Origin of the sequence: Robertmurraya phoenicis (genome assembly GCF_047302285.1) — a bacterium.
Taxonomy (GTDB): domain Bacteria; phylum Bacillota; class Bacilli; order Bacillales; family Cytobacillaceae; genus Robertmurraya.
Genome location: NZ_CP154845.1, coordinates 2,320,471 through 2,338,165 on the forward strand (window position 1 = coordinate 2,320,471; position 17,695 = coordinate 2,338,165).

At 37.6% G+C, this 17,695-nt stretch carries 19 protein-coding genes; 13 read left to right on the plus strand and 6 right to left on the minus strand.

Annotated elements, in window-relative coordinates:
* Positions 1-22 precede the first annotated feature (22 nt).
* The gene (locus AA0X71_RS11445) at positions 23-880 is read left to right on the plus strand and encodes a hydroxymethylglutaryl-CoA lyase (protein ID WP_413362214.1); all 858 of its coding nucleotides are present in this window, start codon (positions 23-25) and stop codon (positions 878-880) included.
* Here the strand turns inward: AA0X71_RS11445 and AA0X71_RS11450 are convergent.
* Together AA0X71_RS11450 and AA0X71_RS11455 are read right to left on the minus strand one after the other, a co-directional pair.
* A complete protein-coding gene (locus tag AA0X71_RS11450; protein ID WP_413362216.1) occupies positions 870-1,316 on the minus strand; it encodes a CBO0543 family protein in 447 nt (148 codons plus the stop codon). The genes AA0X71_RS11445 and AA0X71_RS11450 overlap by 11 nt on opposite strands.
* A complete protein-coding gene (locus AA0X71_RS11455) occupies positions 1,243-2,382 on the minus strand; it encodes a DUF2515 domain-containing protein (RefSeq protein ID WP_413362218.1) in 1,140 nt (379 codons plus the stop codon). The genes AA0X71_RS11450 and AA0X71_RS11455 overlap by 74 nt, the downstream gene beginning before the upstream one ends.
* 64 nt (positions 2,383-2,446) lie before the next feature.
* Here AA0X71_RS11455 and shc point away from each other — a divergent pair, with 64 nt between their 5' ends.
* Positions 2,447-4,366, plus strand: coding sequence for a squalene--hopene cyclase (shc, locus tag AA0X71_RS11460; protein WP_413362220.1), 1,920 nt, complete (start codon positions 2,447-2,449; stop codon positions 4,364-4,366).
* 33 nt (positions 4,367-4,399) lie between these two features.
* Here shc and AA0X71_RS11465 read toward each other — a convergent pair whose 3' ends face one another.
* Entirely contained in the window at positions 4,400-5,143 is a 744-nt protein-coding gene (locus AA0X71_RS11465; protein ID WP_413362222.1) for a hypothetical protein, read from the minus strand.
* Between the two features lie 218 nt (positions 5,144-5,361).
* Here AA0X71_RS11465 and AA0X71_RS11470 point away from each other — a divergent pair, with 218 nt between their 5' ends.
* The 3 genes from AA0X71_RS11470 to AA0X71_RS11480 all read left to right on the plus strand — a co-directional run bounded on the left by AA0X71_RS11470 (position 5,362) and on the right by AA0X71_RS11480 (position 8,536).
* The gene (locus tag AA0X71_RS11470) at positions 5,362-6,381 is read left to right on the plus strand and encodes a quinone oxidoreductase family protein (protein WP_413362224.1); all 1,020 of its coding nucleotides are present in this window, start codon (positions 5,362-5,364) and stop codon (positions 6,379-6,381) included.
* 235 nt (positions 6,382-6,616) lie between these two features.
* Entirely contained in the window at positions 6,617-7,789 is a 1,173-nt protein-coding gene (locus AA0X71_RS11475; RefSeq protein WP_413362226.1) for a CapA family protein, read from the plus strand.
* Between the two features lie 252 nt (positions 7,790-8,041).
* Entirely contained in the window at positions 8,042-8,536 is a 495-nt protein-coding gene (locus tag AA0X71_RS11480; RefSeq protein ID WP_413362228.1) for a GNAT family N-acetyltransferase, read from the plus strand.
* A gap of 159 nt (positions 8,537-8,695) precedes the next feature.
* Here the strand turns inward: AA0X71_RS11480 and AA0X71_RS11485 are convergent, their stop codons facing one another.
* Entirely contained in the window at positions 8,696-8,998 is a 303-nt protein-coding gene (locus AA0X71_RS11485; protein ID WP_413362230.1) for a spore coat protein, read from the minus strand.
* The gene (locus tag AA0X71_RS11490; RefSeq protein ID WP_413362232.1) at positions 8,991-9,200 is read right to left on the minus strand and encodes a hypothetical protein; all 210 of its coding nucleotides are present in this window, start codon (positions 9,198-9,200) and stop codon (positions 8,991-8,993) included. Before AA0X71_RS11490 ends, AA0X71_RS11485 begins: the two co-directional genes overlap by 8 nt.
* Positions 9,201-9,350: 150 nt before the next feature.
* On the opposite strand from AA0X71_RS11490, the gene AA0X71_RS11495 reads away from it, so the two are divergent.
* The 7 genes from AA0X71_RS11495 to AA0X71_RS11525 all read left to right on the plus strand — a co-directional run bounded on the left by AA0X71_RS11495 (position 9,351) and on the right by AA0X71_RS11525 (position 15,562).
* Positions 9,351-9,566, plus strand: coding sequence for a spore coat protein (locus AA0X71_RS11495; RefSeq protein ID WP_413362234.1), 216 nt, complete (start codon positions 9,351-9,353; stop codon positions 9,564-9,566).
* Positions 9,567-9,582: 16 nt separating this feature from the next.
* The gene (locus AA0X71_RS11500; protein WP_413362236.1) at positions 9,583-9,945 is read left to right on the plus strand and encodes a spore coat protein; all 363 of its coding nucleotides are present in this window, start codon (positions 9,583-9,585) and stop codon (positions 9,943-9,945) included.
* A 24-nt stretch (positions 9,946-9,969) separates the two neighbouring features.
* On the plus strand, positions 9,970-11,115 hold the full coding sequence (locus tag AA0X71_RS11505; RefSeq protein ID WP_413362238.1) for a zinc-dependent alcohol dehydrogenase: 1,146 nt from the start codon (positions 9,970-9,972) through the stop codon (positions 11,113-11,115).
* Positions 11,116-11,283: 168 nt separating this feature from the next.
* Positions 11,284-11,658, plus strand: a complete 375-nt coding sequence (locus AA0X71_RS11510) for a hypothetical protein (RefSeq protein WP_413362240.1) — start codon at positions 11,284-11,286, stop codon at positions 11,656-11,658.
* A complete protein-coding gene (locus AA0X71_RS11515) occupies positions 11,648-12,148 on the plus strand; it encodes a hypothetical protein (RefSeq protein ID WP_413362242.1) in 501 nt (166 codons plus the stop codon). The genes AA0X71_RS11510 and AA0X71_RS11515 overlap by 11 nt, the downstream gene beginning before the upstream one ends.
* A gap of 576 nt (positions 12,149-12,724) precedes the next feature.
* A complete protein-coding gene (locus tag AA0X71_RS11520) occupies positions 12,725-15,253 on the plus strand; it encodes an EAL domain-containing protein (RefSeq protein ID WP_413362244.1) in 2,529 nt (842 codons plus the stop codon).
* A 69-nt stretch (positions 15,254-15,322) separates the two neighbouring features.
* A complete protein-coding gene (locus tag AA0X71_RS11525) occupies positions 15,323-15,562 on the plus strand; it encodes a hypothetical protein (RefSeq protein ID WP_413362246.1) in 240 nt (79 codons plus the stop codon).
* Between the two features lie 20 nt (positions 15,563-15,582).
* Here the strand turns inward: AA0X71_RS11525 and AA0X71_RS11530 are convergent, their stop codons facing one another.
* Complete coding sequence (locus AA0X71_RS11530) at positions 15,583-16,389, minus strand: S1C family serine protease (protein WP_413362248.1); 807 nt, start codon at positions 16,387-16,389, stop codon at positions 15,583-15,585.
* A gap of 198 nt (positions 16,390-16,587) precedes the next feature.
* Here AA0X71_RS11530 and AA0X71_RS11535 point away from each other — a divergent pair, with 198 nt between their 5' ends.
* A complete protein-coding gene (locus tag AA0X71_RS11535; RefSeq protein ID WP_413362250.1) occupies positions 16,588-17,589 on the plus strand; it encodes an LLM class flavin-dependent oxidoreductase in 1,002 nt (333 codons plus the stop codon).
* Positions 17,590-17,695: the final 106 nt, after the last annotated feature.

Below are 17,695 nucleotides of genomic sequence, written 5' to 3' on the forward strand. Positions count from 1 at the left end.
TATTTTCAAGGAGGTTTGTACAATGTATGTACCTAAAGAAGTGGAAATTATCGAAGTTGGTCCTCGCGATGGTTTACAAAATGAGTCGAAACCGATTTCAATTGATGATAAAAAACAATTAATTAAAGGATTGGCAAAATGTGGTTTTTCAAGAATTGAAACCGCATCCTTTGTTCATCCTAAATGGGTTCCGCAAATGGCAGACGCTGAGGAAATCGCTCACTTTTGTAAGGAATTAAGACTAACCTATCTGGCACTTACGCCAAACATGAAAGCGCTTGAACGGGCAATATCTGTCGGTGTGCCACAAATTGCTGTTTTTATAGGGGCCAGTGAGACATTTAATCGAAAGAATATTAATCGATCCATTTCGGACTCGTTATCAGAATGTAAGCAGTTAATCGAACGTGCCAAAAAGGCAGGAATGTTTATTCGCGGTTATGTTTCCGTGTCTTTTTCCTGCCCTTATGAGGGGAATGTTTCGTTCGAACAAGTACGCTACGTTTGTGAATCTTTGATTAACTACGGAGTAAATGAAATGGACATTGGGGATACAAATGGTCAAGCAAATCCCAGGCTAGTCTATGAGCGTTTTATGAGATTGCAAGAGTTATTTCCAGAAACGACGTTTGTCGCTCATTTTCATGACACAGAAAGAATGGCATTAGCAAATGTACTAGCCGCGTTACAAGCTGGTATTACAAAATATGATAGCTCCATTGCTGGACTCGGTGGTTGTCCTTATTCACCAGGGGCGACAGGGAATATTGCGACAGAAGATTTGGTCTTGATGCTTGAGAAAATGGATTGTAGGACAAATGTAAATGTCGATTTACTCAAGCAAATAATTCCTTATGCTAAGGGATTATCTAGTCATTAATGGTTAATAAATGATAGAACAGGAGGATAAAAGATAAGTAAACACTGTAACCGAAAAAAGAGTAATAGTGTTGCCATGTAGCGTGATGAATAAAAAAACCAAGGGACTCTGCAAACTTTTCAAATGCTGCCATTAGCGTACTTAATGTGATGATGAACATCATTTTCATCCACTTTTGTAGCCTTAAGGAAATTAGGATAAAAAAGATAATAAAAACGGGTAGGACAATCGCAGTAAACAATATATTAATCGTAAAGATAGAAGGGAATGGACGAATCGGAAATGAGTATAGCCCCTTTCCGACAAAATAGAGGTCTAAATAGGTTCCGATCAGGGTAGCTAAAAGGACGATCGATAATAGACTACCCCAATAGCGATACGGCTTTTTTGGCGATGGCGGCGAGTTCAAGTCTTTCAAGGGTTTTACAGTAATCATTTTCGATCTCTCCATTTTTTTCATTTTTTCCTTCGTCTAGCAAATAGTAGATAACTTTCCAGCTTTTATACCAATCTCCTAATTCAGCAGCCTGATGATCTTGATTATTCCACGCATTCGTTAAGTAAGGGCTATAGAAACGATACGCTCCAGGGATCAGTTGACAGCCTTTTAAACGTCTCTTTAATTCGGTACCTGGTACGACTTCTTCTATCGAATTAAAAATGTCTGGCCAATAGTCCTTTCTTGAGCCCGAATGTGGTGTTTTTTTCGCCCATTCTTGTATTTTTTCTAATCTCCTTTTATCACCATATAAAATGTTATAAAGTCTTTTACCGAGAAGAATACGCTCATGCAGACTTTGAAAATGATGAAGGGTTTCTCCGACTAATTGTATTTGTCCATCCTTTTCAAAAGGAAATAAAATGTGGTTCATGGAGAGGATGTCCTGAAGCATAAACTCTAAAGAATCAAACACTTCTTTCTTGTATGTTGGGTGATGAATGACTCGTTCCTCTAAATAGCTTTGTTCGTTTATGATTAACGCTGTCGTTAATATCGAAGGATCCTGATGGGACCAAAAGTCATTCCAGATGGTTTCCATAAATTGAGAAACATGAAATTGTGGTAATAAATGAAAAAGATTTTCTCCTCTTTTTAAACTCTCCTCATATAAAAGAAATTGAGGATAGGCATCTTGAAAAATAAGCCAATTTCCTCTCTCTAAAAAATTGAAGAAGCTGAGAGCTTCTTTACTGGATAGAAGTCTAGTGAGGAATCCACCTTTTAAATCGGTCATGTTCCAGCCGCCATTTCGGGAAACCATATGACCTAAAAAAGCCCAATGTACTTCAGGATGTTTCAAAGAAAAATCAAGATAAGCTTTTGTTCTCGTTACATTATTTACATTCCACTCATTTGTTTCAATTTCAATTTTCGTTATCGTTTTCTTTTCTTCTAAGGAAGGAGTATGTTGAGACTTTTTCTTGTTTGCGCGTAGCCCTTTTTTTATTCGCCTTAAAGATTCAGGTAGGGAGGGAGATTCTTTTGTAAAAAGCTTTCCCAAGATTTACTCCTCCTTTGTTTATGTAGACATGATTTCTCGTGAATGTTCAGTTTAGGGAGGGAATATGAATATAGAAACAATTTCCTCTACTGGAGTGATAACAATGAAAGCAAATGTACAGGACGGACTTAAGTTTTTAATTGATATGTTGAAAAGGGATCAGACGGAATCAGGTTCATGGGAGTACCCTTTTGAAACAGGAATCTCGACCGATTGCTATATGATCATTTTATTAAGATCGTTGGAGATTGATGATGAAAACTTAATACAGGAACTCACGAAAAGAATTTTGAGTAGACAGGAAAAGAATGGTGCATGGAAATTATTTCATGATGAAGGAGAAGGGAACGTAACGGCGACTGTAGAAGCATACTATGCGTTATTATATTCTGGATACATGGAGAAAGCAGATAAACGATTAAGGGTAGCAAGAAGATTTATCTTAGCTAATGGTGGTGTAAATAAGGCTCATTTGTTTACGAAAATCATGCTTGCGATTACTGGTCAATATAAATGGCCCGCTTTTTTTACCATACCTTTAGAGTTCATTTTACTTCCGACCTCATTTCCTATTAATTTCTATCAATTATCCGTATTTGGACGCGCCAATTTGCTCCCCATTATGATAATAGCAGACAAAAAATTCTCCTTAAAAACGAAAAAAAGTCCTGATTTATCTGAGTTATTTTTGCGCGATGAAGGGGGCACTGAAGAAGAGATCGAACAATGGCGTTCATTCACCTCACTTATCACAGATGGAATAAAACAAGTGGTAGGGCTACCAAGCCAGCTAAAGAAAAAGGCAAAAATGAAGGCAAAACAATACATGCTCTCCCACATTGAAAAGGATGGCACTTTTTATAGTTATTTTAGTTCAACATTTCTCATGATCTTTGCATTACTTGCTTTGCAAGATGATAACCTGAAACCGTTTATTAACCGAGCTGTCAAAGGGCTTAAGTCGATGAGGACGGAAATAAAAGGGTATAGCCATATGCAGTACACAACAGCATCCGTTTGGAATACTGCTTTAATTAGTTACGCCCTACAAGAAGCAGGGGTAGCACCAGATGATAAGGTTGTCCATAGAGCTAATCAATACTTATTAAAGAAGCAGCATCATTTGTATGGAGATTGGATCATCCATAATCCGAACGCCTTTCCAGGTGGGTGGGGATTTTCACATATCAATACGATTAATCCAGATGTCGATGATACAACGGCATCTTTGCGCGCGATCGCACGCTCTGTCACGACTGATACCAGCTACCGTCAAGCATGGGAAAGAGGGATTCGCTGGGTATTATCGATGCAAAATGATGGTGGGGGCTGGCCGGCATTTGAGAAAAATACGAATCGTTCATATTTTAAACTATTGCCAATTGAAAAAGCTGAATTTATCCTCACAGATCCACCTTCACCAGATTTAACAGGGAGAACCTTGCAATTTCTGGGAGAATACACGAATCTAACCCCCACTCATTCTATTGTTCAAGCAGGGATTCAATCACTTGAACGTAATCAAGAGATGGATGGTTCTTGGTACGGTAGATGGGGAATATGTTATCTATACGGTACATGGGCAGCCATTACCGGTTTAATAGCTGTTGGTGTATCTCCTGCGAATTCGACTGTTGCCAAAGGACTCGCCTGGATTAAAAAGGTTCAAAATGAAGACGGTGGTTGGGGGGAATCTTGCAAAAGTGATAGTGAGAATAAGTTTATCCCACTTTCAAGTACACTGACCCATACAGCATGGGCAGTTGATGCTCTCATCGCGGCTAATGAACGTCCATCGAAAGAAATCAAGAAGGGGATCACGTTTTTACTAAATCACTTGGAGCGGGATGATTGGACAACAGATTATCCGAAAGGACAGGGGATGGCTGGGGACTTCTATATTCACTATCATAGTTATCGTTATATTTATCCATTGCTTGCTTTAGCACATTATAAGCATAAATATGGGGAATCAGGTCGTTGAAACAAGGCAAATTGTCTCAAACGACCTGAAATGTTATTCGCTTTTGACGATTTTAGATGGGTTATTTATCTTATATGGAACAGGTTCGGAAACCAAGTACTCGTCTTCTACATCCTTTCCATTCGGAAGCTTTTTCTTCACAATTTTCCCATCGAATTCGAGCTTATTTCCTGGGGAGAGTTCGAATTTTTTCAATGTTTTGGAGTGGCTACACCAAGCTAGACCTATTTCTATCGGCGGTTCTTGCACGATTACGACATCTTTTAGCACAATAACCTCATCATTTTCCTCATTAAAATGGTTCCAGCTATAAGCGAACTGTTGCACCTCTGCAGAGAAATGAACCTTTTCTAAAGGCAGATCAATTTTTTTCAGCGCTGCTTTCTTTTCTTTTTTAAGTGCTTTTTCACTTGTGGCAGTTGCCTTTTTCTCGACTGTCTGGTTGGCTTCTTTTTTCGGTTCAACCGTCGTTTTTTCTGAATTTGTGACGACCGTTTTAGTGAAGCTTGAGGCTTGCATTTCTTTTAAGTAAGCAGGGTGGATGCAACTCAAATTGCCGTCGTCAAATTCGATCACTAGAGTGTTATATTTTTCGCCCTTGCCATATATTTCATATCCCTTAATCGTTACCTTGCATTCAAGGTTACCTGTTTTGTACCAAAACTCTTTTTTAACTTCTTTCGTGGACGATAGTCCCCATTCTTTTACCTTTTCAGCGTAATGATCTTCGTCGCTAAAGGTTTGAAAGTCACCTTTTGGTGGTAAAAAATTGTTCATTATTAACACATCCCTAATTGAATCATTTCATTAATTGGTCTTTCAATTAAATCTTCTATATCAATAGATTATCACAAACAAAGGAATTTTCTCCATTGAGTGGTTGTAATCAATAGATTAATTCATAAAATTGCCAAGGTAAGGGTTTTCAAAATCAGTCTTCTCCATGGTAGATTATGATAAGATTTATTAATAGATGGAAAAAAGGAGAGAAAATGATGAAAGCACTCGTTTTAAAAGATAAGGTAAAACCTGGTGAAAGTACGGCAAATTTGTATTATGAGGAAGTTGAGACTCCAACAGCTGGAGCAGGAGAAGTAGTCATTCGCCTAAAAACAGCCGCGTTAAATCGAAGAGATGTCTTTATTCGTCAAGGGCTATATCCTGGGATCCGTGTCCCATCTATTCCTGGTTCTGATGGAGCCGGGATCGTAGCAGAGATTGGGGATGGGGTTGAAGGTTTTAAGGTTGGTCATGAAGTGTTGATCAATCCTGGAATGGGTTGGGGAGAAAATCCTATTTTTCCGGAAGCGAATTTTTCTGTATTAGGGGTACCTATTAATGGTACATATGCGCAATATATTAAAGTTCCAGCTGAAAATGTCTTTCCGAAACCGGAACATTTAACATGGGAAGAAGCTGCTGCTTTACCCCTTGGTGGCCTAACTGCTTATCGTGCAGTTGTTACAAAGGGACAGGTTCAAGCTGGTGAGACTGTGATTATTCCTGGGATTGGTGGAGGCGTGGCAACAATCGCCCTACAAATTGCATCTGCATTAGGTGCAAAGGTATATGTCACATCAAGCAGCGATGAAAAAGTTGAAAAGGCAGTCGAGCTTGGTGCTACAGGCGGTGTTAACTATCGTCAAGAAGATTGGGTAAAACAATTATCTTCACGTTCTGGAGGCGCTGACCTTTCCATCGATTCTATAGGAGGGGATACATTAAAGGATTTAATTAAACTAGCCAAGCCTGGTAGCAAAATTGTCTCATTCGGCTCCACTTTAGGACCCGTCAATCATCTCCTAATGCCGCATATTTTTTTCAAACAGTTAACGCTTATGGGAACGACAATGGGGAATCGCTATGAGTTTATGGAAATGTTAAATCTTTTTAATGAGTATAAACTTAAACCGGTTGTTAGTAAGGTCTTTCCATTAGAAAAGGTGGAGGAAGCACACAACGAAATGGAACATGGAAAGCATTTTGGGAAGATTGTGCTAGAAATTCCTCAGTAAGTATTAACTAAGATAGATTTTTTACAATCAAAGATAAACAGCTTTGGTTGTTCTGAAACATTTCCCAATATCCTAGTGGGTAAATTTTGTCACCTTATCATTTTTTTCTTTTTATGTATACCTTCGGGTGGTAGTATAGATGTATTAGATTTCTTGCGTATAATACTTTCTAACTAAATGAACACACTAGTAATCAAAAATGTGAATGTGACAATAAAAGGGGAAAATGCTTAAGATGACAAGTAGAAAAGAGAGAAGTAAGGAAAAACAACGCCATAATACTAAGTTTTTACCATATTTGATTGGAGTCTTCGTTTTCATTATTGCTGGCGGTTTTCTAGTATATTACATGTTGCAAAAAGACACGAGCAATGAAACAGAAATGGACAATATTCGAGAGATTGGAACCAATGGGATTTTACCTCAGTCTACGAAACAACCTGTGCCGAAAGAAGAGCCGATCGTTGAGACAACGATTAAAATCAGTGCTGCAGGAGACTTTACCCTCGGTACAGATGAATCATTTGGTTATCATGGGACCTTTGTTCATGAGGCGGATCAAAATGGACTTTCTCATTTTGTAGGCGGTTTGAATGACGTTTTTAAAAATGATGACCTCTCAACTGTGAACCTAGAGACGACCTTAACGAATGCTACTAGGAAAGCAGAAAAGAAATTCCGCTTTAAAGGAGACCCTTCCTATGCGAAAATCCTCACATTAGCTGGAATTGAATCAGTGAATCTTGCCAATAATCATATTCATGATTATTTACAGCAAGGATACGAGGACACAATAACAACATTAAAGAATGAGAACATTGGATACTTCGGCTATGACCATAAATATGTCACGACGATAAAAGATGTAAAAGTAGGGGCATTAGGCTATGAGGGATGGGCTGATACGACAGAAATTCGTAGCCGTATTTCAAACGATATTACAGAATTGCGGGACCAAGGTGTAGAGATTATTCTTGTGCATTTCCATTGGGGGGTTGAGAGAGAATATGTACCTACCCAATCTCAGCAAACTCTTGCTCGTTTTACAGTCGACAATGGAGCGGATTTAGTTCTTGGCCATCATCCCCATGTTGTACAAGGTGTTGAAGAGTACAATGGGAAATTTATTGTCTACAGTTTAGGAAATTTCATGTTTGGTGGGAACCGTAATCCAAGTGACAAAGATACCTATGTCTTTCAGCAAACCTTTCATTTGAAAAACGGTAAGCTAACTGACAAAAAAGAAATAAATATTATTCCATTTTCTATCTCCTCTCTAACGAATCGCAATGATTACCGCCCAACAATGTTAGAAGGAAAAGAGAAAGAACGTGTGAAACAAAAAATAATTGATGTTTCGAATAAGATCAATGGTTCAGATTGGCTACAGTATGAAGTGATGAACTAGTTTATAAAGTAAGGCCGGTAGATGATGATCTCTACCGGCTTTCTTCATCTCCTTTTAATATATTTTTCAAAAACTGTGGAAGTGAAAAACAGTTCGATAAAATCGATTCATTAACATAGCGTGTTTCCTTTGTATGTGCATCAACGGCAATTTCATAAGCATCTAAATCATTCGTCTGTTCTATATGTTTGGACTTCTATTATGGGTCTTGTTATGATGAGAAATATGATGTTGAGCAAAGGGGATAGATAAATGATCAGACAAGGAAAAATTGAGGACATTGACTCACTGATGATGATAGTGAAAGATACTGTAACGATCATGGAAGAAGAAAAAAATGATCAATGGAATGATACATATCCAAATGTTGAAATTTTTACTGAAGATGTTGAAAATGCTGCTTTATATGTCATGGAAGCAAACGGCAACCTTATTGGCTCCATAACCGTTGACCGAAATGAACCTTTAGAGTATAAGGGAATTCCTTGGATTTATGAAGGTCCAGCCTATACGTTTCATCGTCTTGTTGTCGATCCTAAAGAAAGAGGAATTGGCATTGCAAGTCAGCTTATACAACATGCAGAGAGCATTGCCATTGAAAAGGGAGTACCTTATTTAAGAATTGACACGTATTCACTCAACCTTAAAGCGCAACGTCTATTTACGAAATTAGGGTATAGAAGAGCTGGAGAAATGTCTTTCCATGGTAGACAGTTCCCCTTCTATTGCTATGAAAAAAAATTATGATACAGTGCTCATTACCCACTACGGTAACACCGCTCCCTCCAAGGCTTCGCGCCTCGAAATCAAACGTTTTCAATCAGCATGAAGGTAATTTGCTGTATATCATTTCTTTATTTGTCTACACTCTTAAAACTCCTGCAATTAAGCAGGAGTTTTTTGTTCTTAATGATCCTCTGATAGCTTTAAGGCTGTGTCTGTAATCTGCATATCGACTTCAAGTTGTTGGCTTAAATCATGAGGATGATAAATCCCTCTTTCAATCATGAAATTTGTGATTCGTTCATGGGTTTGAACAGCTTTTCTTAGCTCATCTCTCATAGCAGTTCTTAATTCTGGGGTCGTTGTTTCGGTTAAGGCAAAGGCAAGGTTACGCATCCCTGCTTTTGTTGAGACAAGGAAGTCTGTCGCGATCACTTTATCGGTCATCGCTCCCATCCCCATAATTGTTTTCATCAGATTATTCATTTTTATTACTCCTATCTGTTAAATACGTTTTAAGTTTATGAATAAACTTGGTGTCAGCTGCGACTTCTTGCGTCAGGATTGCTTTTAATTCAGGGTCTTGAACAAGCTTGTTCATTGTTGCGGACTTCGTCAGGGTTAAGTTTTTCACTATTAAAAGTTCATGTACTTCTAAAGTTTCATGTAGTGCTAAATGCTTCGTCATGTTCATACTCCTTTCTCTTATCATTTCTAATATTTCAATTTCTTAATCTTAATTATTCATTAATCACTAAAGGGGATAAATTACCAAAAAACATAATTGGTAAAGTGATTTTAGAATGGGGAAAGTAAACGGTATGTAGGGGGTGAAAAGATGGACAATCAAGAAGTATTGGCTTTTCATGAAACGATGGAGGCTCATGAAATCCTCAATTTTAAAACGATCTGTCTAGTTAAATCAAAATTATTGCAAGGTATGTGTTTTGATAATGATCTAAAGGCATTAATGCAGAAGGATGTTGAGCAATCGATGAGAGCTATTCAAGAATTGAAAGAACATTATAAAGGTGCTCGTACAACTCTCACTTGAAAATGAGGTGGAAATGATGAACGAAGATTATCTTGATCCTAAATACGCCGAAGGGATGCCTAAAATGGCAGACTCCTCCTTTGCGTTAGATTTTCTTTTATCAATTAAAACCGGGATACGTTATTGCGCTACTGCTTTAACGGAAACAGCAAGCAGTGACCTAAGAGCTACTTTATTGAAACAAATGGAAGAAGGGATCGATTTATACGAAGAAACGGTCGATCTATTACTTGAAAAAGGATGGCTTTATCCACATGATCTTGGCAAACAAGTAGAACTCGATATTAAATCGGCAGATATGGCTCTTGCTATCGCAGAAATGGAGCTATTTCCACGTGACACAGACCGATTAGGTACATTTGCAACTCCGTACAAATAATTTACGTAACGAAGGGGTGAAACGATGAAGGCTGTTACGTATCAAGGCATAAAAGATGTGTCCGTTAAAGAGGTTAAGGACCCGAAGATTGAGAAAGCGGACGATATTATCGTAAAAGTAACGACTTCAGCGATATGTGGTTCAGATCTTCATTTAATTCATGGGATGGTCCCCAATATGCCTGAAAACTTTATTATTGGTCATGAACCAATGGGGATCGTAGAAGAAGTTGGTCCAGAAGTAACAAATGTAAAAAAAGGTGACCGGGTTATCGTTCCTTTTAATATAAGCTGTGGACATTGTTGGTATTGTAGTCAAGGTTATACAAGTCAATGTGATGAAGCCAACCCACATGGAGATATGGGTGCCTATTTCGGATATTCGGAAAACACAGGCGGATATGCAGGTGGACAAGCTGAATATTTACGCGTTCCTTATGGGAACTTTACACCATGGCGCTTACCGGATGATTGTGAAGTGGAAGATGAACAACTAGTCTTACTCTCTGATGCAGCGACAACGGCATATTGGAGTGTAGATAATGCAAGGGTTAAGCAAGGAGATACAGTTATTATACTCGGTTGTGGTCCGATTGGATTATTAGCTCAAAAGTTTGCTTGGTTAAAAGGCGCTAAGCGGGTAATCGCAGTTGACTACATTGACTATCGTTTGCAACATGCGAAAAAGACGAATAGTGTTGAAATTGTTAACTTTGAAACAGAAAATCAGCATATAGGCGAATATTTAAAAGAAATGACACATGGTGGGGCTGATGTGGTCATTGATTGTGTCGGAATGGACGGAAAAATGACTCCGTTAGAGTTCCTTGCCTCTGGTATGAAACTCCACGGAGGAGCGATGGGGGCGATCGTGACCGCAGCGCAGGCAGTAAGAAAGTGTGGTACCATCCAGTTAACAGGTGTTTACGGAATGCGCTACAATGGCTTTCCACTAGGAGATATTTTTCAACGAAATGTTGAAATTAAAATGGGGCAGGCTCACGTAATTCCAATTATTCCACAATTATACCAAATGGTAACGGAAGAGAAAGTAAATCTAGCTGATATTGTGACACATCAGATACCACTAACAGATGCTAAAAAAGGATATGAGTATTTTGATACAAAAACAGATAACTGTATCAAGGTCATTCTAAAGCCGCATGGATAGTAGAGAGAGTCATTCTCCCTACTATTTTTTTATGGATTTGTGAATTACTCCCTATTGATCCAATTAGACTTTTGATGCATTTTGGAGAAAATAATCGAAATTTAGTAGATTTGAAGGTATAATGATATCTTGGTGAGATTAGATTTTTATAAGGGAGGATTTAGAACGATGGAATGGGCTTTAACTGGACTGTTTATCGTGGCAGCTATACTACTCATATTTTCTATGTACAAAAATAAGCAAGCTTCAATGATAAAACAACGTGAAATAGACACGGTATATATGTCTATGATGGAGGAAGTAAATAAGCTTCAAAATCAAATCCGAGTTTTGTCTTTAGAAAATGAAGTGATTTCACAACGAGCTGGCCTAAGTAATGAAGAAAGAGAATTACTACGAGAATTACTAGATTTATATAAGAGAAATTATACAATTGAGGGCATAGCTTCTAAATTCAAGCTTGAACCATCTGAGGTTGAAGAACTACTTGCTCCATATAGTTCATCAAAAAAGGAAGGGAGAAAGGTAGCAAATGAAAGCTAATCTGATAAATAGCTTTGCTGCAGGTCTTCTCGTCAGTGCAGGTGTTTCTGGGATTGTCTATTTCTCACAATCGACTCCTAAAGAAAAAATAGCTCAGGAATCAGTGAAGGCTCCTACGGAAGAAGAAATGAAAACGAACCTCTCAAATGCTGGCTATATTATTTTAACGGATTCAGAATGGGACGAACAACTAGCCGCCGTGGAAAAAGAAGCAGAAGCAAAAGTTCAACAAGCTCAAAAAGAACAAACGGATCAATCTGAGAAGCAAGATAATGAGGAAGTCGTCTATCGTACGATTGTCAATGTAGCATCAGGAATGACGAGTATCGATGTTGGTAATGCATTAGTGCACGGGAAAATTATTGATAATGCGATGACCTTTTTCAATGAAGTTGAAAAGAGAGGTTTGGCAAATGATTTAAAGCCCGGTACCTTTGAATTGGATAGTAATATGACAATTGATGAAGTCATCAATACCATTTTCAAGTAAGATAGCGCAAAAAAAAACAGGAATAAAGTCGTATAACGATTATACAGAACATACATTCTTTTTATGGTATAATGGATAAGCAATAGTTAGGAACTCAAGGGTGGTCAGCTCATCCCCAAATGAAAGGGGGTGGTGCTGTGACAGTATTTGAAGCATTAATGTTTGCGTGTGCTTTTGCAAGCTTAATCATCGCTGTTCTGTCATTTAACCAAAAAAAATAACCCACCCTTGAGCTAACCGGCTAAGGTGGATTATCCTGTATATGCTGATCCCCTTGAATAGGACCTGCTATTGTATTGACCGTTCGGTGTTACCAGCACCAACGGTCTTTTTTAGTTTATGCGATCAGTTACTTATTATTATACATAATTTCATAGAAAAAGAAAATAGAAAGTATTTAAACATAATGGACTCGAAAAGAAAAAGAAAACATCGAAATATGGGTAAATGGTCAAAATAAGAGTAGGCTTGTATATTTGGAAGTACTTAATAGTGCTTTTGTATTATCTAAAACGAAAAAAAAATATGCTATAATAACAATTTTGAGAAGAATTATAAAAAATGGAGGCATCATAAGTGTCAATTAAGAAGAAATTGCCTATTCTCTTTACAATATTAGTACTCTTTATACTAATTGCCAATAATACACATCATTATATACGTTCAAAAAATAGTTTGCTCGAAAATTATAATCGGGAGATAGCCTTGCTTGCTGAGCTAGTCTCCTATCAAGTCGAGAAGGCCAATGAAGGTGCAAAATATGTGGAAGATATTATCGGTAGGGAACTTAGAACGGCATCGATTGCGATTAGAAATTCCCTTCCTCCTTCACATGAAGATGTTACAAATGAGCAATTAGAAGATTTAGCTGCTGAGCTTATGGTCTCACATATTACATTGTTGAAGAAAACAGAGGATGATATTGTCGGGGTAAAATCGTCTGACCCTCATGAAATCAACATGGGCACAAAAGGGTGGGGTTATTGGTATGATGCATTTGAACAATTGTTTACAAAAAAACCTGTTGATGTAGAATACGGTTTGACTCTTAAAGATTATTGGTCAGGTCCGATTGAAGTCGCTTCGAGCAATCCTGACCATACAGATAAATGGGGCTACTTTTACGATGGAAGTACTGATTATATTATTAATCCGTACTTAAGAGATAATGAGGTTCTTGATTATGAGAAACGGTTTGGTCCCACAAATGTAATGAATAAGATCACAGAGCATTTTGATGGAGTCCTTGAATTAACCGTTTTTAATCCAAAGAACTTTGGTGAAGAAGATGAGGTCGTCCATTTAAATGGTAACAGTTATGTACGTTTATCCGCTCAACCTATATGGTATGGTACGTACGATTTCCAGAATGTGAAAAAGGATAAAGAATATATTAATTTGGTTCTTGCTTCAAAGAAAACAGAAATTTATGATGAGACGATCAATGGTAAGGAAGTTAAAAAGGCGTTTGTTCCAATTGATTTTGATACAGAGGCAGCTTATGTGATAGGGCTAACCTATGATCATGACATTATTCAAAATGCGCTTAATGACGAATTGGCGAACTATGTTATTACTTCAATAATTTTTATGATCATGGTGCTAATCTTTAGCTTTATTTTTTCGAATTCGATTACTAAGCCGATTGCTCTTATTGTCGAGCATGTAAACGACCTTGCTCAAGGAAATTTTGGGAAAAAGATAAAGCTCCATCGGAAAGATGAGCTAGGAAATTTAGCTTGTAATGTCAATACTCTGTCTGATGAATTAAAGACTTACACAGATGAACTTCGTGAAAGCCAAGAGTTAGTTAAATTCCAAGCATATCATGATCCTCTAACCTTATTACCAAATAGAAGATATATTCAAAAAAAGTTGAAATCAATGCTTCACGATGCATCTTTAAATAATAGTGTACTTGCCGTCATTTTCATGGACATTGATCGTTTTAAACACATAAACGATTCGATGGGACATAAAATGGGTGATAAACTTATCAAAATGATTTCGGAAAGAATTAAAGAATCTTTGATGCCATATGGTTGTGAAATTGCAAGGCAAGGTGGCGATGAGTTTATCATTTTGATGAAGGACTTGAGTGAAGAAAAGGTAGAAGAAATAACGAAAGATTTAATTTTTCATATTAAGAGTCCATATAAATTAGGTGACCGTGAAATATATGTTGGCGCAAGCTGTGGAATTAGTTTTTATCCTCGTCACTCAGAGAATATAGAAGAGCTAATTGTAAATGCCGATATGGCCATGTACTCTGCGAAGAAAAATGGTGGGAATAGAGTGACTGTCTTTGATTTAAAAGAGAATCATTTAATGAAAGACACTGTTCATGTTGAAGCCGGGTTGAGGAAAGCGATTTTAGAAGAGTCGCTAGAGGTTGCATACCAGCCAAAAGTGAATGCTGTGACAGGGAAAATAATTGGTGCAGAGGCTTTAATAAGGTGGAAGGAAAAAGATATGGGTTATGTTTCTCCAGCTCTCTTTATTCCTATTGCAGAAGACACAGGTTTGATTCAATCTCTTTTTGAAGTCGTCTTACGAAAATCTATCAAGCAAATGAAAGAGTGGAATAAAGGTTTAGAAGACCCGCTTAAAGTATCAGTCAATGTTTCCGCTGTCCAATTTTTAGACTCTGTCCTTTTTGTTGACAGTGTGAAAGCAGCTCTTGATGAATTTGATTTTCCAGCACAACAACTGGAGATTGAAATTACCGAAAGTGCTCTATTAAATAATATGAACGATACAATTGAGGCTTTAGAAAAATTACATGCTTTAGGTGTTGCGATCTCCGTCGATGATTTTGGTACAGGTTATTCGTCATTAACTTATTTAAAACGACTTCCAATTGATACACTAAAAATCGACCAGTCATTCATTCGCGATATCGGCTTCGATTGGTCGAATACAGAAATAGCGAGTGCTATCATTCATTTAGCACGTAGTTTAAAACTTGGGATTATTGCTGAAGGAGTAGAGGAAGAGCATCAAAAAGAGTTTTTAATTGATAATGGATGTCCAGTGATGCAAGGATATCTTTTTTATAAACCTCTTGGAATTGATGATTTTCAAAAAGTAATAGATGAGGTGTGATCTTTGCCACATTGTTTTTAATATCTATATGCTATTCTTTTCTTACATCGAATAATGGAGGTTTTAAATATGAGTTGTGGATGTTCAAGTTTAAAGGATGGCCAAGCAGTAGTAGATCACGTTAAAAGCAAAGGAAAAGATCAACAGCCACCAAGAGTCATTCATGAAATTAATTGTGAGTGTGGAGAAACATTTCTTTTTGATAAAGTCATCATGAATTGTCCAAAATGTGAGATGACCTATGCGGTTACTCCATGTAGTTCTGGTGATATCAATAATATTAAACAAGCGGGAGTTAAGTACGCATAATGAAAGGTAGGGGAATATCCCTACCTTTCTTCGATCAATTTTTCAATGTAGTTTGATGGGACAGCTACTCCTACTCGTTTGTTAAGTTCGTCTGAGGAAATGGTGGCAAAAATAACGGCTATGACTTTGCCATTTTGATTTATGACTGGACTGCCACTATTCCCTTTGTAGATAGGTGCATCAATGACCATCGTAGGAACATCCCAATCTTGAAGTTGAACACTGTCCACTACTGTTCCTTCATTCGCAATCTGGGTAAAAGCAAGAGGATTTCCGATAAATGTGATTTTTTCACCAATGGATTCCTCCCAATTTTCCTCAAAGGTGAGATTTAAAGTGGGTAGAGCTGTCCCTTCTATATCAACAATTGCAAGATCTAGTTCTGGATCTCTGGCAATTACTTTACCGATGTAGGAACCTTCAGATTTAAAATGAATATGAACTGTATCTGTATGATCAACAACATGATCATTTGTGACAATCAATCCGTCGTCTTCAATATTGAATCCAGTTCCTTTCACTCCATCCCATTCAATCGTGACCACCGATTTTTTATACGCACTTACTTCTGGTGTGTTTGAAAGTCTTTGAGAAACTTCTATGAAACGAATGGCGGGAATATTGATGATATTAAACCAGATTTGCAAAGTACTTATCAATAATGAAAAGGCAAGGATTCCACCAATGATTTTTACAATGAAAGCTCGCTTCTTTTTCCTCCGCTTCTTCTCTTCTTCCCATTCTTCATCTACTTCTTCATGGAAGAATTCATCCCAATCTATTTCTTCTTCTTGAGTTTCATTCAATTGTTCCGGATCTTTTTGCATCGACACCCTCCCATATAAAGGTGCTTTTTCTTTTAAGTATAAAGATTATTTTCTTCTAAATAAAGAAATTTGAGGAAGATGGGTGATAAGCATTTCATTTTCTTTCTGGAACATCAATTGATAGTATAATACTAAATTCATTTTATACTTCTAAGTGAAGTGAATTGATTGAATTCTTGAAAAGAAAGGGTCTTGATAATGTCAAATATAAATATACCTGTGTCTGTTCTTAATTTAGCTCCGATTCGCAAAGGGCAGGGAGCGATCGATGCAATTGATGCGATGGTATCTTTGGCCCAAGCAACGGAAGAGATGGGTTATACGAGATACTGGATTGCAGAGCATCATAATACACCTACATTAGTCAGTTCAGCTACTTCAATATTAATAAAACACACATTGGAACATACCAATCATATTCGGGTCGGTTCTGGTGGCGTCATGCTTCCGAATCATTCTCCTTTAGTCGTCGCTGAGCAATTTGGTACAATGGCAACAATCTATCCAGGAAGACTGGATTTAGGTTTAGGTAGAGCGCCGGGGACAGATATGATGACTGCAAGTGCTTTAAGGCGCTCAAAAAGTGACTCTGTCTACACATTCCCAGAAGATGTTCAGTCCCTACTTACTTATTTTGGACCAGTTGAGACTCAAGGGTATGTAAAGGCGTATCCTGGAGTTGATACAAACATTCCTATCTATATTCTTGGTTCCTCTACAGATTCAGCCTATTTAGCGGCGAAGTTAGGGCTACCGTACGTGTTTGCCTCCCACTTTGCTCCGAGATATATGGAGGAGGCTATTTCGATTTATCGGAACCGATTCCAACCGTCAGCCTATTTGGATAAACCATATATGATGGTTTGTTTGAACGTGATTGCATCTGAAAGCGATGAGGAAGCAAAATTAGAACAGACAACGATGCAACAGTTTTTCTTGAATGTTGTTCGTGGAACACAAAAACCTCTTAGCCCACCAATTGAGAGTATGGATGGGATTTGGAGTCCACATGAAGAACAAATGGCTACTTCGATGTCGAGTGTGACATTAATAGGTAGTAAAAAATCCATAACGGAACAGCTAAGCCGTTTCCAGGAAAAATATAACGTAGATGAGCTAATGGCTGTCTCCTATATTTTTGATCCAGATAAGCAGAAACGTTCTTACGAGATTTTAAAAGAAGTTGTTGAAGGAAAATAAATACTGACAAATGGCATAAGGAGGGGTAACCTTTCCTTGTGCCTTTTTATTTTTCATAACGGTACTGAAAAAAGAAATAATATCACTATGAGGTGATATTAGTGAC